The following is a 19935-nucleotide window of genomic DNA, read 5'->3' as shown; positions in this document are numbered from 1 at the left end:
CCCGTGAAGAAAGGGTTTCGGACATCGGGAGGTCGTGGGACGTGGCGTGCCCGACGCGCGCTCAGGGTTCCGTTACGGCGCGAGGCGGTTCTTGCGGTTCTTCATCTTCGCCTCGTAGTAGTCGAAGGTGACGGGACACCACTCGGCGGCGAGGTCGAGGACGTCCTCGGTGAGGGTGCGGATCTCCCACTGGGCGTCGGCGGCGGCGCGCATGTCCGCGACGTGCATGAGCATGCGGGCGTTGAGGCTCATCACGACGTTCACTTCGGTGCCGATGGGGAGGACGAAGCGCGCGTCCTCGGGCGGCATCCCCAGTTCGAGGAGCTCCTGGTAGTCCTCGACGGAGCGCTTGACGGACTCGGTGAAGACCTCTTCGCGTTTCGCGACGGTTTCTTCGTCGACGCTCCCGCCCTTCTGGTTGCGCCCGACCCAGTCCGGGTCGCTCGCGGAGGGCGGCGTGACGACCAGCTCGCCGTCCGCGACGTCCTCGGGGTCGACGTCGTCGAAGGCGACGTAGCGCATCGACTGGACGTCGAAGGAGACGTGTCGGTGGCGGGTGAGTTGCGCCATACAGGAGCGACTCATCCCCTCGACGTGGAAGGTGGCCTGCGCGTGCTCGAAGGGCCCGAAGTGGCCGTGACTCATCAGGTGGCCGATGAGGGTGCGTTTCTTCTCCTCGAGCGTGTCGCCCTCGACGGACGCCATGACCGTCTCGAAGGACTGTTCGGCGCCGTACTCGCTCATGTAGTCGTTGCGCGCGGCGCGACAGATCACCTCCTCGGGGTCCGGCGTGGCTTCCAGGAGTTCGACCTTCATGTCGTGTACGTCGCACCCCCCGAGGCTAAAGTCGTTCGCACCCGAATCGCGCATCTGACAGCCGGCGAGTACTTTGAAGGTCCAGCCGCGTCGATACTCAGGTATGCCGTACACGAAGGCGCACGTCAGCGACGCCGAATCGGTGCTCCCGGACGACGTGCGGGGCGAGATGTGGATGCTGCGCGACGAACTCGACACCGAGAGCCTCGGGTTCACCGTGCTCGCGCTCGAGGCCGGCGAGGAGACGATGAGCCACACCCACCTCGACGAGGACCGAGAGGAGATCTACTACGTCGTCGAGGGCGGCGTCGACGTCGACTTCGGCGACCGAACCGTCTCGCTCGAGGAGGACGAGGCCGTCCGCATCAGCCCCGACGAGGAGCGCCAGATCCTGAACCGCGACCAGTTCTCGCAGCTCGTCCTCGTCAGCGCGCCCGTCTAGAGCGGGACGCGACGGCCCTTTGGTGCGCGCCCGCCTACCCGGGGTATGGGCAGGGTCCGAAACCCCTCGCGCGGTCGTGATGTGTTCACGTCGAACGCCTTCCTCGTCCCCGGCGAACGCACCGTCCTCGTGGACGCGGGCGCGAACTACGACGTCGTCGCGGCCGTCCGCGAGCACGTGGAGACGCTGGACGCCGTCGTCCTCACGCACACGCACGACGACCACGTCGCGAACGTCCCCGCGCTCCGCGACGCCTTCGACGCCGAGACGTGGGGCTTCGACGCCGACCACGAACACGTCGACCACGCGATCGCGGACGGCGACAGGCTCACCGTCGGCGACCACGCCTACGAGGCGCTGCACACGCCCGGGCACAAGGACGACCACCTGGTCTTTCGGTCGCCGGCGGCCGGCGTCGCGTTCGTCGGCGACCTCGTCTTCGCGAACGGGTCGTTCGGCCGCACCGACCTCGCGGAGGGCGATTCCCGCGCGCTCGTCGAGAGCATCGAGCGCCTACTGGACGCCCTCGACGAGGCCGACGACGTGCTCTACACGGGACACGGACCCGCGATCACTGACCCGCTCGCGGGCGTCGAGGCGTCGCTGCGCGCGGCGCGCTTCAACGCCTGACTACTCCGTCTTGAGGCCGTAGTAGCCGGGGTCGTCGTCGTTCGGAGGCTCCGCGACGACGAGGGCCTCGCTGTTGCGCATCACCCACGGAATCGCCCAGTCGAGCAGGATGTCCTCCGTGCCGGGTTCGAGCGCGGCGTCCGGGTCGAGGTCCTGTAAGAGGCGCGCGATCTCGTAGACGGTGTACATCTGGTCGTCGTCGAGCAGTTCCTCGGGCGCGTAGAAGTCGCAGGGGTAGAGCGCGTCGAACTCGTCCTTCGGGCGGGGCATGGTCGCGATGACGGCGCCGTCCCCCAAAAGCGCCTCGCCTCCCGAAACGACGACTGAGTCGCGGGGAGGGTTTTTGTGACACCGAAACCCACGCTCACCGTATGGCGGCAGGTGGACACACGGGCGACGGCGGGCGATACGACGAGGAGATGATGGCCGTCGTCCGCGACTTCGACGCCTCCGCGCTCCGAACCTGCTGGGCGTTCGACCCGGACGCGTACGAGCGCCACTACGTCCGCGCGGACGTCCCCGAATCGGCCGTCGACGTCGCGGGCCTCATCGACAACGAACGCTACGGCTTCGTCACCCGCGACATCTACGACACCCTCCACCCCGCGTCGTATCGCTACACCGTCCGGGGCTTCGACGGCATCGAGTTCTTCCGGTGTTTCTTCGAGGACTCGCGCGTCGGCGTCCTCTGCAGCTTCGACCACGACGGCGCGCGCGACTACGCCCGCCTCGACGAGCGCCTCCGCGCGTTCGCCGGCGACGACCCCGAACGCCTCACTCCCGAGTAGCCGTCGCTTCCGGCGTGACACGCGAAAGAAAATCGGTGGGTCGCTACGACGCGGCTGGCTCGCGGGTCGCGTGCGCTCCCCGCTCGTCGATTCGCGACGCCTTCGTTGACGCTCAGTTGTCGCGTTTGCTCGCGGCGTTCGCCGCTCGCTTGTTCGAGACTCCGAGGGAGTCTCGTTACTCGAAGCGGCTGACGGCTTCCTCGTAGCGGTCGGCGGGCGTCTCCCAGTCGACGACGTCGAAGAAGGCGTCGATGAAGTCGCCGCGAGCGGGACCGTAGTCGTAGTAGTAGGAGTGCTCCCAGACGTCGAGGGCGAGGATGGGCTGTGCACCCCAGAGCGCGCCCTGGTCGTGCTTGTCGACGACGAGGTTGCGAAGCTGGTTGCTGTGCGTGTCGTAGACGAGCAGCGCCCAGCCGCCTGCGGCGCCGGCGGCCGCCTCGAACTCGCCCTTCCACGCCTCGTACGACCCGAAGTCCTCCTGAATCGCGGCGGCGAGCGCGCCGGCGGGTTCGTCGCCGCCGTTCGGGCTCATGCACTCCCAGAAGAGGGAGTGAAGGACGTGGCCGGAGCCGTTGTGGGTGACGTTCCGAATCGCGCCAGCGGAGCCGGAGAAGTCGCCCTCCTCGCGGGCCTCTTCGAGGGTTTCCTCGGCGGCGTTCCAGCCGTTCACGTAGCCCTGATGGTGCGTGTCGTGATGCCAGTTCAGCACCTGCTCGGAGATGCTCGGTTCCAGTGCGTCGTACTCGTACGGTAGCGGCGGCAGTTCGTAGTCGCTCATAATGTATCCCTCCGGATAGTGGTGCGCCCGGACTCGTGTTAAAGCTTGAGGCAGCGGGCGTTACCACGACTCACACAGGGATTTAGGTCGCGGCCGGAGAACCGCGTAGGCGTGTCGTACGCCGCCGCGTTCGTCGACCTCGACGGGACCGTCTGGCGCGGCCGGGAGGCGATTCCCGGCGCCGCGCGCGGCCTGCGTGCCCTCCGCGAGGCGGGCGTGCCGGTCGTCCTCCTCACGAACAACACGGGCGTCCGCCGCGGCGAAATCGCGGCGCGCCTCGACGGGATCGACGTCGATTATCGCGGCGAGCCGGTGGTGACGGCGTCGTGGGCGACCGCCGCCTACCTCGCCGAGCACCGCCCGGACGCCGACGTCCACGTCCTCGGGCAGGACGTCGTCGAGGAGGAACTGGAGGCCGCGGGCCTCACGGTGACCGCGAAGGGCCCCGCCGACGTCGTGGTCGCCGGCTACGACGAGCGCGTGAGCTTCGCGCGCCTCACGGCGGCGCTCCGCGCGTTCGAACCGGGGACGGTGTTCGTCGCGACGAACCGCGACCGCGTCACTCCCGACCCCGACGGCCTCGTCCCGGGCGCGAACGCGTTCGTGAGCGCCATCGAGGGGATGGTCGAGCAGGACCCCGTGGTCGTCGGGAAGCCGGAGACGCGCATGGCCGAGCTCGCGGCGGGGGAGGTGGACGCGGACGTCGACGTCCACGACTGCCTGATGGTCGGGGACAACCTCGACACGGACATCCTGATGGGCGAGCGCGCGGGGATGGACACCGCGCTCGTGCTCTCCGGGGTCTCCTCGCGCGAGGACGTCGCGGCCTCCGACGTCGAGCCGACGCACGTCCTCTCGGACCTCGGCGAGGTGGAGACGCTACTCTGAGTCGCCGCGCGCGTCCTCGAACGCCGCGATGGCGTCCTCGCGGCGCTCGCCGTGATCGACCAGCGGACCCGGGTAGTCGGGGGCGTGCTCGGCGCGCTCCTCGGGCGTGAGCGCCGGCCAGTCGTGGATGGCGTCGGCGGGCACGCCCTCGAGTTCCGAGACGTACGCGCGGACGTACTCGGCGTCGGGGTCGTACTTCTCGCCCTGCGTCTGCGGGTTGAACACCCGGAAGTAGGGCTGGGCGTCCGTCCCCGTCGAGGCCGCCCACTGCCAGCCGCCGTTGTCGTTCGCCGTGTCGTGGTCGACGAGGTGCTCGCGGAAGTGCCGATAGCCGACGCGCCAATCGGTCAGCAAGTCCTTCGTGAGGAAGGACGCGACGATCATCCGCACGCGGTTGTGGACGTACCCCTCCTCGGCCAGCTGGCGCATCCCCGCGTCCACGATGGGGTAGCCGGTTTCGCCGCGCTTCCACGCCCGGATCTCCTCGGGGTCGTTACGCCACGCGATGGGGGTCTCGTACTCGCTGTAGTTCTCCGTCACCACCTCGGGGTTGAAGTAGAGGACTTGGGTGTAGAACTCGCGCCACGCAAGCTGGCTCTGGAACTCCGCGACGCTCTCGCGTTCGTCTTCGTCGTCGGCCTCGGCCATCGCCTCGACGGTGCGCGCGTACGCCTCGCGGACGCCGAGCGTCCCGAAGGAGAAGTCCTGGCCGGTGTGCGACGTCGCGTCCATCGCGGGGTACTCGCGGGCCTCGTCGTAGCGGAAGACGTCCGCGTCGCAGAACGCGTCGAGACGTTCGACGGCGGCGGCGTGGCCCGCGTCGGGGAGGTCGACGGCCGGCGGGTCGAAACCGAGGTCGGCGACGTCGGGGAGCGCGTCGCCCTCGACGGCCGCGAGCGCGTCGCCGGCGGGCGCGTCGAACGGGTCGGCCTTCTCGCGGTCCTGCCACTTCTTCCAGAAGTAGGTGTAGACCTGATAGGGGTCGCCCGCGTTCGTCCGGATGTCGCCGGGCTCGTGGAGCACCGCGTCGTGGTGCCGGTGGCTCTCGACGCCCTCGGCGGAGAGGGCGTCCGCGACGGCTTCGTCGCGCTCCTGTGCGAGCCCCGAGTAGTCCGCGCTCCAGTGGACCGCGTCCGCCCCGCGCTCGTGCGCGATGTCGGGGACCACGCTCGACGGGTCGCCAAACCGTAGTAAGAGGTCGCTCCCGCGCTCGCGGTAGGCCTCGCGCAACGCGTCGAGGGCGTCCAGCATGAACGCGACGCGCCGGTCGCTCCCGTGCTCGAGGACCTCGTCGTCGAAGACGAACACCGGCACGACCGCCCCGTCGCCGGCGTCGGCCGCGGCCGCGAGCCCGCGATTGTCGTGCACGCGGAGGTCGCTCCGGTGCCAGAAGACCTGCATGGCGGGGGCGTCGCGCGGCGGTCGGATAACGCTTCGGCTCGACGTCAACGCGGACGGGTGCGCTCGGCGCACACGGTGGCTGCTGCGCCTTACGCGTCGGGCGTCTCGTAGGTGTTCGGCGTCCCCGTGACGTTCACGGACTGGCCGTCGACGAAGGAGGCGGCGTCGCTCGCGAGGAAGCGCACCAGATCGGCGACCTCCGCGGGCGTCCCCCACGTCCGGTCGGGGTTCGCGCGCTCGAGGTCGCGTCGGAGGTCGTAGGCCTCGCGGAGTTTCTCGGTGGCGACGAAGCCCGGTGAGACGGCGTTCACGCGGACGCCGTCGTCCGCCCAGTCCCGCGCGAGCGTCCGCGTGAGCGAGACGACGCCGCCCTTCGCGGCGCTGTACGGGCCCATCCCCTCGACGCCGTACTCGCCGGCCATGCTCGCGACGTTCACGACGGCGCTCGCGTCGCCGTTGCGGAGGGCGCCCGCGAACGCGTGCGTGACGTTGTAGACGCCGGTGAGGTTGACGTCGACGACGGAATCCCAGAGGTCGCCGTCCACCTCGTCGAGCGGCATGAGGCCCGCGCCGCCGCCCGCGTTGTTCACGAGGACGTCCACGCCGCCGAAGGCCTCCACGGTGGCCTCGGCGAGCGCGTCGACGTCGTTTCGGTCGGTGACGTCGGTCTCGACGGCGACGACGTCGCCCGGGAGGGCGGCGAAGTCGTCCGCGACGGCCTCGACGTCCGCGAGCGTCCGCGAGCAGACGACCACGTCCGCGCCGTCCGCGGCGAACGTCTCGGCGATGGCCTTCCCGATGCCCGAGGAGGCACCGGTGACGACCGCCGTTTTCCCGTCGAGACTGCTCCGCGACCGCACCGACTCGGTGGTCTCCGTCATCGCCTCACCGTAGGATCGGCGGGCGATTAAGCCCCGAGGACGCGGAGAGGCCTGCGGGCTCTCGAGTCGTATTGGCGGCCGTCAGTCGCGTGCGCGCTCCGTCCAGTCGCGCTCCTGACGGCGCTCCTCGACGTGGCGCCGCCCATCAGCGAGATCCTCAGCGACCTCGTCCTCGAAGGCGAGCACATCCTCGAGGAAGGTCTCCTCGTAGGTCTCGAGGACGTCGTACGACCACCGGCCGTCGCCCTCGCCGTCCCCGAGGACGCCCCGTGGGAGGTAGTCGTCGCGGATGGCGTCCGCGAACGCCTCGTGACCGGCATCGCGGAGGCACCCCTCAGCGGTGGCGAGGTGGTCCATCGCTCGGCCGGTGCTGTGGTGGAACGCAACGAGGTGGCCGTGTGCGCGCTCGAGGTGTTCGACGCCGTGCTCGAGGGCGTGCAGCGCCTCTCGTTCCGCGTCGGTGAGGTCCGCTTCCTCCGAATCCATAGCGTGTGCTACGGATTCTCGTGGCTTGGCCCTTCGGGCCCTCAGCCGAGCGCGTCGAGCCACGCGGTGTCGCGGTAGCCGTCCAGAACGCCGTACGTCTCGCCGCGCCGGCGTTCGAGCCACGAGAGGAGGCGCGCCGCCCACTGGAGCTTGTGACGCTTCGCCTCGCTCGGGGCGTCCGCGAAGTCCCAGCCGGCGAAGACGAGCGACGCCGCGCCGACGTGGTCGGCGAGGAACGCCGCGCGGTCGCCGTCCGTGAAGCCGCCGAAGTCGTGGACGCCGTCGACCGGTCGGGCTTGGGTCGTCCCGAGGACGTGCGCGTCGTCGAACTCGGGGAGCCACTCCGCGACCAGCCCGCGGTTGTCGCCGTGCGCGTGCGCGGCGACGGGCGTCCCTTCGCGGGTGAGCGCGCGACTCGTCTCCGGGTTCTTGTCGAGGTCCGTGACGTGGACGTCGACGTCGATGCTGTGCTCGCGCAGGACGTCGGCGGCGGTGGAGGCGGCGAACACCCGGTCGGCGTCCGCGGCGACGTCGAGGTCATCCACGAGCCGGGGCGCGGCGCCGACGACGGCGACTGTCTCCCCGGTCGCGTCGAGGCGCGAGACGTCGAAGTCGCTCACGAGTCGTGCGAGTTCGTCACGCGCGGCTTCGTCGCCCGTTCTGTCGTACTCGAAGTCCGCGAGGATCGCCTCGTAGGCGGGCGCCCACTCCGCGAAGTTCACCTATCGCTCACCACCGTTGCGTCGGGAAAAATCCGGAACCTGGTGGTTCGAGCCGAGGCCCCGCAGTTGTAGTGTACCCCTACCGATGCGGGGGCTCGGCCTCCAGTCCGGGATTGCGGTGCTTTCGGCATAAGCTTTCCCGTTACCGGAGACTCGATCGGATCTCGCCCGCGACGCCCGCTAACGCCTTCGACGCCTGCGTGAGGCGGTCAGCGAACACTTCGAGGTCGGCGACCGTCCCCGCAACGAAGAGGTCCTCGCCGCCCGTACAGACGACGCCGGTGTCCGCCGCGACGTCGACGAGCGTCTGTCGCCTGTCAGACGGCGGCCGAACTTCGTAGGCGCGCGCGACGCTCGCCTCGGCGGCCGCGCGGTCGCCCTCGAGGCGGTCGATGTGGCGCTCGGCCTCCTTCGGGGTGGTGACGTCGAGCTCCTCGACGGCGCGCTCGCGGTGTCGCTCGCGCGCGAACTCCGACCCGATGAGCGCGGCGTCACGGGTCTCCGCGACGTCGTGCGTTCGAATCACGTGCGCGCCGCGCTCGACCGCCATCGCGGTCGCGGCGAGCGAGACGGGGAGGGCCTCCTCGGTGGCGCGCCCGGCGACGTCGCGCAGGAAGTTCTTCCGGTTGATGGAGACGAGGATCGGCTGGCCGTACCCCCGGAACTCGCGGAGGCGGCGAAACGTCTCGCGGTCGTCCGCGAGCGTCTTCGCCTCGGACCACCCGCCGAAGGCGGGGTCGACGATGGTCTTCTCCGTGAGGCCGTTGCGCCCGAGCGCCTCGTAGATGTCGTCGACCGCCTCGACGGCGCCGGGGCGTTCGAGGTCCGGCGGGGACGCCATCTTCACGACGGCGGCGTCGTGGGCCTCGCAGACGGCGGGCATCTCCGGGTCCGCGAAGCCGCAGATGTCGTTGACCATGTCGAAGCCGGCCTCGAGGGCGGCGTCCGCGACGTCGGCGTAGCGCGTCTCGATGCTGAAGACCGCGTCGCCCTCGACGCGCTCGATGGTCTCGACGGCGGTGTCGAGGCGGTCGAGTTCCTCCTCGGCGCTCAGCACCTCGAAGCGCTTGTTCGCGGATTCGAGGCCGACGTCGACGATGTCCGCGCCCTCGCCGATGAGTTCGTCATCGACGTAGGCGGCGGCCTCGTCGGGGTCGTCGAAGACGCTCGGCGAATAGGGCGACTCCTTCGAGACGTTCAACACCCCCATGATTCGCGGGGGGTGGTCGTCGCCGATTCGCAGGCCGGCGGCGTCCACGGTGTTCATACGTGGGTGCGAGGGTGCCACTACAATAGTACCCGTGGTCCGTCGCCGCCTCGGGACGGTGACGCGTAGCAGAGTGCGCCCGCCGTCGCACTACGTGCCGCGCGGCGCTCGGTCGCGTCGTGACGCGCGGTTTTTACTCGCGCGGCGGCTACCCGGGGAGCATGGGAGACAGTGCGCCCGCCGTCGCCGTCGTGGACGCGGAGACGCCCGGGAACGTCGGCACGATCGCTCGCGCGATGAAGAACTTCGGATTCAGCGACCTCTACCTCGTCGACCCGCCCGACCTCTCGCGGGAGTCCGAGGCGTACGGCTTCGCCGGGCAGGCGCGAGAGGACATCCTCCCCGAGGCCGAGGAGGTCGAGTTCGACTACCTCGTCGAGAACTTCCACACGGTGGGCTTCACCGCCATCACGAACGAGGACGCGACGAAGCACGTCCGCTTCCCGTTCCGCACGCCCGACGAACTCGCGGGGAGCCTCCGCGACGTCGAGGCCCCGACCTGCCTCGTCTTCGGGCGCGAGCGCGTCGGCCTCCACAACAGCGAGATGGAGCGCCTCGACGAGATCAGCTCGATCCCCGCGAGCGCGGACTACCCCGTCCTGAACCTCGGGCAGGCCGCGACGGTCGCGCTCTACGAACTGCGCGAGCTGACCGTCGACGAGACCCAACTCCCCGACGTCGCGGTCCACCGCGCGAAGGAGGAGGAGATAGAGGCGTTCTACGACCACTTCGCGGACTTCCTCGAGCTCGTCGACTACCCCGAGGAGAAGCAGGCGAAGACCGGGCGGATGGTCCGGCGCATCCTCGGGCGCGCACACCCCACGGGCCGCGAGGTCAACACCCTCCACGGCATCCTGCGCCGCGCGCGGTGGCACATCGAGGGGAACGGCCGGAAGGACTCCGTCGAGGACGAGGAGTACTGACGGCGTCTTCTCGCCACAGCCGTCCTGAACGCCCGCTCCGTCGATACGGATCTGTCTCGATACGGTGGGCTGTGTCTCCGGGCCACAGACCGCCCGGCGTCGCGCCGAGCGAGGAGACGGGAGCGACGCCGGGCGCGGCGTCCGGTCAGGCCTCGCTTCGCTCGCGGTAGAGCGCGAGCGCGGCCCAGACGAGAAGCGAGATGCCGACCGCGTAGAGCGCGAGTTTCGGGATGGTGAGCGGGTCGGCGACCTGCGTCGTCCCGGTGGCGCGCACGAGCACGTAGCCGCCGTCGGTGCGGACGAGTGTCGCCGGCAGTTCGTCGGGGCTCGTCGCGTTCCCGTCGAGGGCGTCGCGGACGACGGCGGGGGCGTCGCCGGGCGCGACGGCGAGCGCCGCCGCGACCGTGCGTGCGTCGACGGCCGTCGCGTCCAGCGTGAACGTCTCGCCGTCGATGCGGGCGTCGACGCGGTAGTAGCGGTCGCCGACGTCGTCGGCGAGGAACCGGACCCCGGTGAGGCGCTCGACTTCGGGCGGGACGTCGCTCACGGGCCGGGTGACGGTGTCGTTCGCGGCCTGTTCGACGAGCGCGATCTGCGAGTCGACGCCGTACGTGACCTCGGGGAGGTGGTAGAGCGACTGGACGGTTTCGCCGTCGTCGACGTCGACGGCAGTCGCCTCGTAGGTGTGCTTGGTGTCGAGGCCGGGCGGGTCGCCGACCACGGGGTGGGTGAGGAGCGCGAGGCCGACGAGGAGCGCGAGGAGCGTGCGTGCGGAGACCATACCCGGGCATGTGGGCGCGCGCCCGATAACCCGACCGGAGTCGCCTCGGGCCCCTCTTCGGTGGGCCGTCAGTCGTCGGCGTGCTCGTAGCTGCGCCGGCCGTCCGGCGAGACGTGCTCGCTGTGGACGAGGCGGACGTAGGCGAGGCGGGCGCGTTCGCGGGTGGCGTCGAGGACGGCGAAGCGATCGCGCTCGACGACGGCGAAGCCGGCGAAGACCGCGAGGAAGCCGACGAGCGCGCGCGGGCCGACCACGTCGCCGAGGACGGCGAAGCTCATCAGCGTCGCGACGACGGGTTCGAGGTAGCTGACGAGGTGGACGGTGCTCGGGCCGGCGCGGTCGAGGAGTTCGAAGTAGATGAGGAACGCGACGACGCCGGAGACGACCGTGAGGTAGACGAGCGAGACGATCGCGTTGGGCGTCCAGTGGATCGCGGCGACGGATTCGCCGCGGAGGGCGGCACCCGCGAAGAGGACGCCGGCACCGAGGAGCATCGTCCACGCCTGCATCGAGCGCAGCGGGAGGCTCGTCTTGAGGGGGCGCGTGAGCACGCCGCCGAGGGCGAACGCGACGGCGCCGCCGAGGATGAGGAGGACGGGGACGACCGTCGCGGCGCCGATGGCGTCACCGCTCGGCGCGGCGATGACGGCGACGCCGAGGACGCCGAGACCGAAGCCGACGAGCTCGACCCGGCCGAGCGACTCGTCGGGGAGGAGGACGCTCGCGAAGACGGCGGTGAGCACGGGCGCGATGGAGATGACGACGGCGGCGACCGCGCCGGAGACGTGGAGTTCGCCGAGGTAGAGGAGGGCGTGGTAGAGCGCGATGACGAGGACGCCGCTCACGCCGACGCTCAGCCACTCGCCCCGACTGCGGGGGAGCCAGCGGTCGGTCGTGAGAACGGCGTACAGGAGGACGATGCCGCCGGCGATCGCGTAGCGGAGGCCCGCGAAGAGGAGGGGCGGAAAGGCGTGAAGCCCCGTCTCGATGGCGACGAACGACGTCCCCCAGAACGCCGCGAGCGCCACGAACATCGCGGCGGTGCCGCGCGGACTGCGGAGGGTGTCGGTGAGAGACATCTGACTACACCATCCTACTGGGCGCATCTTGTTAAACTTGTCTACAACCTTCGGGAGTATTTCGATAGTATTCTCTAAGGTAATCCATGATGGTGATAGTTGCGGGGTGCCATATCGCTCGATGCGGGCCGGCGCGAGCGGGTCGGACGCCGAACGCGGCTTCGGTGGGGTATTTAGGCCGCGCCCGCGAACCACCGAACCATGGACGAACGGGACGTACGCCTCCTGAAAGCCATCTCCGACCTCGGTACCGGGAGCCCCGAGCGACTCCACGAGGAGACGGACATCCCCGTCTCCACCATTCACTACCGACTGAACAACCTCCGCGAGCGCGGCGTCATCGAGAACGACCTCTACGACCTCGACCTCGACGAACTCGGCCTCGGCGTCACCGTCGTCCTCGAAGTCTACACCACCTACAGCGGGAGCTACAGGGGCGTCGCAGCCGAACTCGAGGAGATCGAGGGCGTCACGCAGGTCTTCTTCACGATGGGCGAGTACGACTTCATGGTCGTCGCGCGCCTCCCCAACTCCGACGCCGTCGAGCGCCTCATCACCGACTTCGAGGCCGTTGAGGAAGTCGACCGGACGAACTCCACGTTCGTCACCTCGCGCACGAAGGACACGCCGCGCCCCCTCCAGACCTACTCGCTCGACACCCTCCTCGAGGAACTCGTCGACGACGGGTCGGAGTGATCTCCAAGAAGGACTCGCAGATTCGAACGCGCCCTAGCGCGTCGGGTACCACGCGAGCGCGTGCTCCGCGTCGATCGAGAGCACCACGGGCGTCCCGACGGCGTGGCTCTCCGTGTGGTTCTGCTGACAGCGCACCCGGTCGCCGTTCGTCAACTCGACGTGGTAGACGAACGACGGCCCCGTGTACTGCCGGCGAACGACGACGCCGTCCGCCTCCGCCTCCGACGTCGCGGGCGCGAGCGAGACGTCGTCCGGGCGGACGAGCACGTCCACCATCGCGCCGACGTACCGGTCGGTCGGCCCGGTGAGTTGCGCGCGCGGCACCGACCCGACGGGCGTGTCCACCGTCTCGTCGTCGATGTGCCCGGAGAGGAACCCCGCCTGCCCGAGGAAGGACGCGACGAAGCGCGACTCCGGGTTCTCGAAGACGGCCTCGGGCGCGCCGACCTGTTCGAGGTGGCCGTCGTGCATCACGGCGACGCGGTCCGAGATGCTCAGCGCCTCCTCCTGGTCGTGCGTCACCGACACCGCAGTCACGCCCGTCGCCGAGAGGATGCGCTTGAGGTCCTCGCGCATCTCCACGCGCAGGCGCACGTCCAGACTGGAGAAAGGCTCGTCGAGGAGGAGGACCTCCGGCTCTGGCGCGAGCGCGCGAGCGAGCGCGACGCGCTGTTGCTGGCCGCCCGAGAGCTCGCTCGGATCGCGCTCCTCGAAGCCCGCGAGGTCCACGAGTTCGAGGAGGTCGGCGACCCGTTCTGTTTTCGCGTCGTCGCTCGCGTCCGCGATGCCGTAGGCGACGTTCTCCGCGACGCTGAGATGCGGGAAGAGCGCGAAGTCCTGGAAGACGAGACCGACGTTCCGCTCGTTCGGCGGCCGCGAGGCGTCCGCGTCCGCGACCCGGGTGTCCGCGATGCGCACCGTGCCCTCGGTGGGGCGTTCGAGGCCGGCGAGCAGGCGGAGCGTCGTCGTCTTCCCGCAACCCGAGGGGCCGAGGATGGTGAGGAGTTCGCCGTCGTAAACGTCGAGGGAGAGCCCCGAAACGGCCGTCTGTTCCCCGTAGCGTTTGGTAACGCCGTCGATTTCGAGCGCGACGCGCGCGTCGTCGGACGCGTCGCCGCCGTCCGTCGGGCGTGCGGACGCGTCGGCTGACGCGGCGTCGGTGGACTGGGCGTCGGCGTGCTGGAGTGGCGTGTCGGTCATGGCTTACTGTTGGGTGCGTTCGCGTGCGAGGATGACGAGCATCGAGAGCGCGGAGACGGCGAGGAGCGCGAGCGCCGGGACGGCGATGCGGCCGTAGAATCCGGACTCGCGGGCCGTCCAGATGTAGGTGACGAGCGTGCGAAAGTTCGCCGGTTGGAGCAACAGGGTCGCGGGCAGCTCCTTCATCGTCGTGAGGAAGACGAGCGCCGCGCCCGCGGAGACGCCCGGGAGAATGAGCGGGAGGGTGACGCGCCGGAACGCCGCGAGCGAGGAGTCCCCGAGCGTGCGGGCCGCCTCCACGAGGCGCCGATCGACCTGCACGACGCTCGAGCGCGTCGTCCCGATGGCCTGTGAGAGGAAGCGCACGACGTACGCGAAGACGAGCAGCGGGAGCGTCTGGTAGAGCCCGCGGACGTATCGCACGCCGACGTAGACGAGCGCGAGCGCGATGACGATGCCGGGGGCTGCGTAGCCCGCGTAGGTGACGCGCTCGAGGAGGCGTGCGAGTCGCGAGTCCGCGTAGCGCCCCGACAGATACCCCATCGGGACGGCGGCGAGCACGGCGACGCCCGCCGTGAGCGCGGCGGCGTAGACGGAGTTCCACGCGTACCCCCACGAGAAGCTGTTGCCGTACGCCGCGACGTCCGCGCGGAAGAACCACTGCGCGAAGACGCCGAGCGGGACGAGGAGCGCGAGCGCGACGACGGCCGCGCACGCGAGGAGGGCGGGGACCTTCAGCCACCCGAGGCGGAGGCGGCTCGCCGAACGGCTCTGCCCGCTCGCGTAGCCGGAGCCGCCCGTGTCGGAGACGCGCGATTCGAGGAGGAGGATGACGGCGGTGACGAGGAGGAGCTGGACGGAGAGGAGCGCGGCGGTGTCGCGCGAGTAGGAGTACTCGACGTAGATGACGCGCGTGAAGACGTCGACGTGCATGATGGTTGGCGTGCCGAAGTCGCTGAGCGCGTAGAGCGCGACGAGGAGCGCCCCCGCCGTGACGCCCGGAAGGATCCGGGGGAGGGTGACGCGCCGGAACGCCGCGAGCGAGGAGTCCCCGAGCGTGCGGGCCGCCTCCACGAGCGAGGCGTCCATCGTGAGCAGCGCCGCGCGCGTCCCGAGGAAGACGTACGGGTAGACGTAGAGCATGAGGACGAACGCCGCGCCCGCGAAGCCGTAGATGGTGGGGAGCGAGGTCACGCCGAGCGGCGCGAGCAGGTCTGCGAGCGTCCCGTTCGGCCCGAACGCCGCGACGTACGCGAACGCGCCGAGGTAGCTCGGCACCACGAGCGGGAGCGCCAACGCCACCGTCCAGAAGCGCGGGAACGGCAGGTCGGTGCGGACGGTGGCGACGGCGAGCGGGACGCCGAGCAGCGTCGAGGCGACGGTGACGGCCGCGACGAGGCCGACGCTGTTCGCGAGGACGGTGAGCGTCGATCCGCTCGCGAGCAGGTCGAGCGCGCGCGCCTGCGGGACTTCGAGCGCGCGGACGACCAGCCACGCGATGGGCGCGAGCACGGCGAGCGCGACGGCGGCCGCACACGCGAGCAGCGCGAGCGGCGGGGCGTCCGCGCCGTCCTCGCGGCCGAGCGACTCGCGGAGGCCGGAGAGCGAGTGGATGATGCCGTCGTCGCGCTCGCCGTCCGCCATCGTCTCAGAGGACGCCGGTGTCGCGCAAGAGCGCGATGGTTTCCTGGACGTTCCCGAGCGTCGCGAGGTCGATGTCCGGTGGGTCGAGGTCCGCGAGCGACGGCAGTTCGATGTCGCCGCCGTCCGGCGGCGCGACGCCGGGCGCGAGCGGGTAGGAGTAGACGTGCTCGACGAGGTAGGTCTGTATCTCCCGGGTGAGGAAGTGGCGGACGAAGTTCGTCGCGAGGTCGAAGCGCTCGGTCGAGTCGAGGACGAGCGCGCCCGCGACGTTGATGAGCGCGCCCGGTCCACCACGGGTGAACGCGAGGTCGACTGGCGCGTCGGGTTTCGACTGCTTCAGGCGGAGCGCGTAGTAGTGGTTGGCGAGCCCCGCGTCGACGGTGCCCTGCGCGACGTCGTAGGTGACGCCGAACTCGCCCGGATACGACTGGACGCCGGTGTTCTGAATTCCGGTCAGCCACTCGCGGGTGCGCTCCTCGCCTTCGAGGTGGCGCATCGCGGTGACGAACGCCTGAAACGACCCGTAGGAGGGCGCCCAGCCGAGCGCGTCCCGGAAGCGCTCCCGGTCGGGGATGTCGAAGACGCTCGCGGGGATGTCGTCGGCGCTCAGTGCCTCCGTGTTGTAGGGGATGGCGCGCGCGCGGCCGGTGAGGCCGACCCAGCGGCGCTTCGAGTCGCGGAACTTCGCGGGGACGACGCCCGTGAGGTCGCTCGGGAGCGACGCCGCGAGACCGTTCTTGGCGACGAGAGCGAGCGAGGCGGCGTCGATGGACCAGAACACGTCCGCTGGCGATCCGCCGTTGTCCGCCTCGGTGAGGATGGTGTTCGCCAGCCCCGATGACGGTCCGCGCTTGAGCGTGACGGAGAAGTCGTCGTAGCGGGTGTCCTCGAGGTACGAGACGAGGTCGCCGTACGCGCCGCCTTCCCCGCGTCCGAGGTAGACGGTGAGGTCGCCCTCGAGGTCGGGCAGGTCGTCGATGGACGGCGCGCCGCCCGCCGACGCGTTCACCGTGCCGTCGGCCGTCGTGACGGCCGGGCTGGTCGTCGTCGACTCGCCGGACGAGCCGGTGAGGGCGCTACAGCCCGCGAGCGCGCTCGCGGTACCCACGGCGCCCGCGAGGAACGCGCGGCGGTTCGTGAATCGTCGTGTTCGGTCCTGTGTCATGGGTTGTGGGTGTCGTCAGTTCGCGCGCCGACGCAGCGCGACGAGCGCGGTGGCGAGCGCGAGGAGTGCCGCCCCGACGCCGAGGCCGGGCGAGGAGCCGGTCGTGGTCGTCTCGGACGTGGCGGACTGCGTCGTGGTCGTCTCGGTTTCGTCGCCGAGACTGATCGTCGTCTCGGTCTCGCTCGACAGCGCCGTCTCGACGGTGCCGAGCTTCTTCTCCATGGACTCGACTTCCGCACGGACCTCGCTCACGGAGGCGTTCCGGTCGATGAGACCGGGGAGGTCCTCGTTGAAGTCGGCTTCGAGTTCCTCGACGAGTTCGGGGCGCTTCTCGATGAGGTCGCCCTCGAGGCTCTCGAAGTAGGAGAGGTAGGTCTGACGGATTATCTGCTTGGCTTCCGCGTCGTTCCCGTTCTCGTAGGCGGTGACGGCCTCTTCGAGGTGCTCGTTGATCTCGTCGACGGTCTGCTCGACCTGCGCTCCGCCGGTCTGGGACTCGACGCCGGTGTACTCCGCGTACTCGGCGGCGATGCTGGCGGTGATCTGCTCGACGTCGCTCGGCGCCGCCGCGCCGTCGATATCCCCGTGGAGGGTCTCGAAGAGCTCGTCGAGTTCTTCGCGGGCGTGCTCGGAGAGCGTCGCGCGGACGTTGCTCTCGTAGAGCGCCTCGGCGCGGAGCGCGAAGCCGCGAGCGTCGTCGTACTCCATCTGCTCGACGACGGTGCCGTTCGCGGCGACGCCCTCGCCGTACTCCTGAACGGCGCGCTGGAGGAGGTCACGCGAGACCGCCGCCGAGAACGTCGCGTTCTCCATCTGCTCGCCGGCGACGGCGCGTTCGGCGGCGTCGAACTTCTCGAAGAGCGTCTCGTTGACGTAGGTGGCGTACTCGCTCGCGGAGTCGTTGCGGGCGTGGTCGGGCGCGGCGAGGAGCGCGGCCTCGAGGTCGGCGGCGAGGCTCGCGTTCGCCTCGCTCAGCGTCGCGTTGACGGCGCTCCAGTACTCCTCGTGGGGATGGCCGGCGTGGTGGGCGGCCATCTCGGTGTCCCCGGCCTTCGCGTACTGGACGGAGACGGTGAGGTGGCCCTTCATCTCCTCGATGGTGCGGACGAAGGCGACGTCGCCGTCGGCGCTGGCCTCCGCCTCGTGGCCGGTGTCGAACTGCGTTGCGGATGTCCCCGCCGCGTTCACGTCGGCGGGAGCGACCGCCGCAGCGCCGGTCGGAACCGCCAACAGGACGGCGAGTACGAGTGCGGTGAGCGTGCGGAGCCTCGGTGTGTGTGCAACCATACAGGCCAATCTTTTAGGCCGGCCTAAAACAATTGTGGTTTCGGTGGCGGCGGTCGAATCCGATCACGGGGAAGGCCACGCGTCGCTATCGGGTAGTTAGGGCGGCCTAAAAACGGTGGCGGTCGGCGTGCGGGCTACGCGCGCTTCTGGATCTCCTCGCGGAGCACCTGACTGACGAGGTCGCCCTCCGCCTTCCCACGGAGCGCGCCCATCGCCTCACCCATCAGCCCGGAGAAGGCGCCCATGCCCTCCTCCTCGACCTGCTCGGCGTTGCGCTCGACGACCTCGACGACGGCCTCGCGCACGACGTCCTCGTCCGCCGAGCCGAGACCCGCGTCCTCTGCGGCCTCCGCCGCCGTCCGGTCGGGCTCCTCGGCGAGCGCTTCGAGCAGCTCGGGGACGCCCTCCTGCGTGATCTCGTCCGCCGCGACGAGGTCGAAGACGCCGTGGAAGTGCTCGTCGGCGAGGTTTTCTACGGGTATGCCGTCGCGGCGCAGACTCGTCACCGTCGACTCGACGGTGCGCGCCGCGAGGTTCGGGTCCACCCCTCTTGAGACGGCGTCCTCGAAGAGCCGCCACCGACGGCCGTAGGCGACCTGCTCGGCGACGTCCTCGTTCAGGTCGAAGTCCGCGACGTAGCGCTCGACCTTCTCCGTGAGGAGCTCCGGCGTCTCGACCTCCGAGGGGTCGGGCTCGACCGGCGGCACGTCCGTCTCCGGGTACATCCGCGCCGCGCCCGGGAGCGGGCGGAGGTACTCCGTCGTCCCGTCCTCGTTCGCGCCCCGCGTCTCCTCCGGGACGCCCTCGAGCGCCGTCCGTGCGCGGTCCGCCGCCGCCTCCGTCGCGCCCCGCGCGACGTCCGCCTCCGCCGCCACCATCGCGACGGCGTCGTCCTCGCCCGCGCCGACCGCCTCGCGGAGCGCGGTGACCTCGTCCTCGGTGACGCCGTACGCCGGCAGTTCGTCCGTGTGGAAGATACCGCCTGCACCGTGGCGCTTCGCGTGGTCGGAGAGCTCCGTCCCCAGCCGGCGGTCCGGCTGGAGCTCCCGCCCCACGAGACCGTCGAAGCCGTAGAGCGGGACCGCGAAGACCAACCCATCCGATTCGAGCGCGCCGCGAACCACCGCGGACTCCGTCTCCGCGAAGACGTCCGTCACGTCCTGCACCTCGCCGACGGAGGCGTCGCGCTCGGCGAGCTCGTCCGCGACCTCGAGGAGGCGAACCTGTCGCTGGACCTCGAAGCGCACCAGGTCGTCGATGTCGTCGAGGCTCTGGACGCCCTTCATCTCGACGCGCGCGCCCTCCGCGATGGAGACGTTCACGTCCTGTCGGATCGTGCCGAGGCCGCGTTTGACCTTCCCCGTCGAGCGCAGCAGCATGCCGATGCGCTCGGCGGCCTCGCGGGCCTGCTCCGGGCTCCGGATGTCCGGGTCCGTGCCGATCTCGACGAGCGGGATGCCCAGCCGGTCGAGCGCGAACGTCGCGCCCGAATCGTCCTCCTCGACGCGCGCCGCCGACTCCTCCTCCAGCATGATGTCCTCGATACCCACCGAGCCCTCGCTCGTCTCGATCTCGCCGTCCTGCGCGACGAGCGACGAGCGCTGGAAGCCCGAGGTGTTCGAGCCGTCGATGACGACCTTCCGCATGACGTGAGCCTGGTCGAGCGCCGTCATGTCCATCAGGTTCGCGACCTCGAGGGCGACGTCGAGCGCCTCCTCGTCCAGCCGGTGTGGCGGCTCGTCGTCCTCCTCGACGAGGCACGTCGAGTCGAAGGCGAGGTACTCGAACTCGCGCTCGACCTGCGACTCCTCGAGGGCCGCCTCGTCGATCTCGCCGAGCTCGCTCTTCGTCGGGTGGAGGTAGCGCGTGAACGTCCGGTCGTGCTCCTCGGGTTCGCGTCGCGTCGTCGGGCACGCACAGAAGAGCTTAGTCGCCGTATCCAGCTGCTGGTGAATCTCGAGGCCGGCGACCAGCCCCAGTTCCTCGTAGTCGAACTCGCCCGTAGTCATTACCTCAGGCGTGGCGGCGGAGGGACAAAAATCCGTCCGGTCGGCACCGACC

At 70.2% G+C, this 19935-nt stretch carries 21 protein-coding genes; 6 read left to right on the top strand and 15 right to left on the bottom strand.

Translation table 11 applies throughout. From position 1 onward, the window contains the following. Positions 1 to 72 precede the first annotated feature (72 nt). The gene (thyX, locus tag IEY12_RS00540; RefSeq protein ID WP_188876514.1) at positions 73 to 816 is read right to left on the bottom strand and encodes an FAD-dependent thymidylate synthase; all 744 of its coding nucleotides are present in this window, start codon (positions 814 to 816) and stop codon (positions 73 to 75) included. 103 nt (positions 817 to 919) lie between these two features. Here thyX and IEY12_RS00535 point away from each other — a divergent pair, with 103 nt between their 5' ends. Together IEY12_RS00535 and IEY12_RS00530 are read left to right on the top strand one after the other, a co-directional pair. Further along, on the top strand, positions 920 to 1258 hold the full coding sequence (locus IEY12_RS00535; protein WP_188876511.1) for a cupin domain-containing protein: 339 nt from the start codon (positions 920 to 922) through the stop codon (positions 1256 to 1258). A gap of 45 nt (positions 1259 to 1303) precedes the next feature. Beyond that, the gene (locus IEY12_RS00530; protein ID WP_188876508.1) at positions 1304 to 1888 is read left to right on the top strand and encodes an MBL fold metallo-hydrolase; all 585 of its coding nucleotides are present in this window, start codon (positions 1304 to 1306) and stop codon (positions 1886 to 1888) included. On the opposite strand, the gene IEY12_RS00525 is transcribed toward IEY12_RS00530, so the two are convergent. After that, the gene (locus IEY12_RS00525) at positions 1889 to 2158 is read right to left on the bottom strand and encodes a DUF5827 family protein (protein WP_188876506.1); all 270 of its coding nucleotides are present in this window, start codon (positions 2156 to 2158) and stop codon (positions 1889 to 1891) included. Between the two features lie 101 nt (positions 2159 to 2259). Here IEY12_RS00525 and IEY12_RS00520 point away from each other — a divergent pair, with 101 nt between their 5' ends. Beyond that, the gene (locus IEY12_RS00520; RefSeq protein ID WP_188876505.1) at positions 2260 to 2676 is read left to right on the top strand and encodes a DUF7522 family protein; all 417 of its coding nucleotides are present in this window, start codon (positions 2260 to 2262) and stop codon (positions 2674 to 2676) included. Between the two features lie 175 nt (positions 2677 to 2851). On the opposite strand, the gene sod is transcribed toward IEY12_RS00520, so the two are convergent. Continuing rightward, positions 2852 to 3454 carry a superoxide dismutase gene (sod, locus tag IEY12_RS00515; protein ID WP_188876503.1) on the bottom strand — a complete coding sequence of 201 codons (603 nt, stop codon included), beginning with the start codon at positions 3452 to 3454 and terminating at the stop codon, positions 2852 to 2854. 111 nt (positions 3455 to 3565) lie between these two features. On the opposite strand from sod, the gene IEY12_RS00510 reads away from it, so the two are divergent. After that, positions 3566 to 4342, top strand: coding sequence for an HAD-IIA family hydrolase (locus IEY12_RS00510; protein ID WP_188876501.1), 777 nt, complete (start codon positions 3566 to 3568; stop codon positions 4340 to 4342). Here the strand turns inward: IEY12_RS00510 and IEY12_RS00505 are convergent. The 5 genes from IEY12_RS00505 to folP all read right to left on the bottom strand — a co-directional run bounded on the left by IEY12_RS00505 (position 4334) and on the right by folP (position 9099). Then, entirely contained in the window at positions 4334 to 5743 is a 1410-nt protein-coding gene (locus IEY12_RS00505) for a cryptochrome/photolyase family protein (RefSeq protein WP_188876499.1), read from the bottom strand. The genes IEY12_RS00510 and IEY12_RS00505 overlap by 9 nt on opposite strands. An 89-nt stretch (positions 5744 to 5832) precedes the next feature. Beyond that, positions 5833 to 6624: an SDR family NAD(P)-dependent oxidoreductase gene (locus tag IEY12_RS00500; protein WP_188876497.1), complete on the bottom strand. Its 792-nt coding sequence runs from the start codon at positions 6622 to 6624 to the stop codon at positions 5833 to 5835. 81 nt (positions 6625 to 6705) lie between these two features. Next, positions 6706 to 7110: a hypothetical protein gene (locus IEY12_RS00495; protein WP_188876495.1), complete on the bottom strand. Its 405-nt coding sequence runs from the start codon at positions 7108 to 7110 to the stop codon at positions 6706 to 6708. Positions 7111 to 7151: 41 nt separating this feature from the next. Continuing rightward, the gene (locus tag IEY12_RS00490; RefSeq protein WP_188876493.1) at positions 7152 to 7832 is read right to left on the bottom strand and encodes a 6-hydroxymethylpterin diphosphokinase MptE-like protein; all 681 of its coding nucleotides are present in this window, start codon (positions 7830 to 7832) and stop codon (positions 7152 to 7154) included. 142 nt (positions 7833 to 7974) lie between these two features. Beyond that, complete coding sequence (gene folP / locus IEY12_RS00485; protein ID WP_188876491.1) at positions 7975 to 9099, bottom strand: dihydropteroate synthase; 1125 nt, start codon at positions 9097 to 9099, stop codon at positions 7975 to 7977. Between the two features lie 161 nt (positions 9100 to 9260). Between folP and IEY12_RS00480 the strand changes: the two genes are divergently transcribed. Further along, positions 9261 to 10022: an RNA methyltransferase gene (locus IEY12_RS00480; RefSeq protein ID WP_123076557.1), complete on the top strand. Its 762-nt coding sequence runs from the start codon at positions 9261 to 9263 to the stop codon at positions 10020 to 10022. A 145-nt stretch (positions 10023 to 10167) separates the two neighbouring features. On the opposite strand, the gene IEY12_RS00475 is transcribed toward IEY12_RS00480, so the two are convergent. Next, complete coding sequence (locus IEY12_RS00475) at positions 10168 to 10803, bottom strand: DUF8127 domain-containing protein (RefSeq protein WP_188876490.1); 636 nt, start codon at positions 10801 to 10803, stop codon at positions 10168 to 10170. A gap of 68 nt (positions 10804 to 10871) precedes the next feature. Next, positions 10872 to 11882 (bottom strand): DMT family transporter, encoded by a 1011-nt coding sequence (locus tag IEY12_RS00470; RefSeq protein WP_188876487.1) that lies wholly within the window; start codon positions 11880 to 11882, stop codon positions 10872 to 10874. A 201-nt stretch (positions 11883 to 12083) separates the two neighbouring features. On the opposite strand from IEY12_RS00470, the gene IEY12_RS00465 reads away from it, so the two are divergent. Continuing rightward, the gene (locus IEY12_RS00465) at positions 12084 to 12578 is read left to right on the top strand and encodes an Lrp/AsnC family transcriptional regulator (protein WP_123076563.1); all 495 of its coding nucleotides are present in this window, start codon (positions 12084 to 12086) and stop codon (positions 12576 to 12578) included. A 33-nt stretch (positions 12579 to 12611) separates the two neighbouring features. Here IEY12_RS00465 and IEY12_RS00460 read toward each other — a convergent pair whose 3' ends face one another. From IEY12_RS00460 to gatE, 5 genes are all read right to left on the bottom strand, one after another. Continuing rightward, complete coding sequence (locus IEY12_RS00460; RefSeq protein ID WP_188876485.1) at positions 12612 to 13778, bottom strand: ABC transporter ATP-binding protein; 1167 nt, start codon at positions 13776 to 13778, stop codon at positions 12612 to 12614. 3 nt (positions 13779 to 13781) lie between these two features. Continuing rightward, on the bottom strand, positions 13782 to 15422 hold the full coding sequence (locus IEY12_RS00455) for an ABC transporter permease (protein WP_188876484.1): 1641 nt from the start codon (positions 15420 to 15422) through the stop codon (positions 13782 to 13784). A 4-nt stretch (positions 15423 to 15426) separates the two neighbouring features. Continuing rightward, the gene (locus tag IEY12_RS00450) at positions 15427 to 16587 is read right to left on the bottom strand and encodes an extracellular solute-binding protein (RefSeq protein WP_188876481.1); all 1161 of its coding nucleotides are present in this window, start codon (positions 16585 to 16587) and stop codon (positions 15427 to 15429) included. 15 nt (positions 16588 to 16602) lie between these two features. Further along, on the bottom strand, positions 16603 to 17874 hold the full coding sequence (locus IEY12_RS00445; RefSeq protein WP_188876479.1) for a hypothetical protein: 1272 nt from the start codon (positions 17872 to 17874) through the stop codon (positions 16603 to 16605). A 134-nt stretch (positions 17875 to 18008) separates the two neighbouring features. Continuing rightward, a complete protein-coding gene (gene gatE, locus IEY12_RS00440; RefSeq protein ID WP_188876478.1) occupies positions 18009 to 19883 on the bottom strand; it encodes a Glu-tRNA(Gln) amidotransferase subunit GatE in 1875 nt (624 codons plus the stop codon). Positions 19884 to 19935: the final 52 nt, after the last annotated feature.

This window comes from Halarchaeum grantii, from assembly GCF_014647455.2.
Classification (GTDB): domain Archaea; phylum Halobacteriota; class Halobacteria; order Halobacteriales; family Halobacteriaceae; genus Halarchaeum; species Halarchaeum grantii.
The sequence above is the reverse complement of the archived record's forward strand: the minus strand, read 5'-3'. Positions and strand labels throughout refer to the sequence as shown.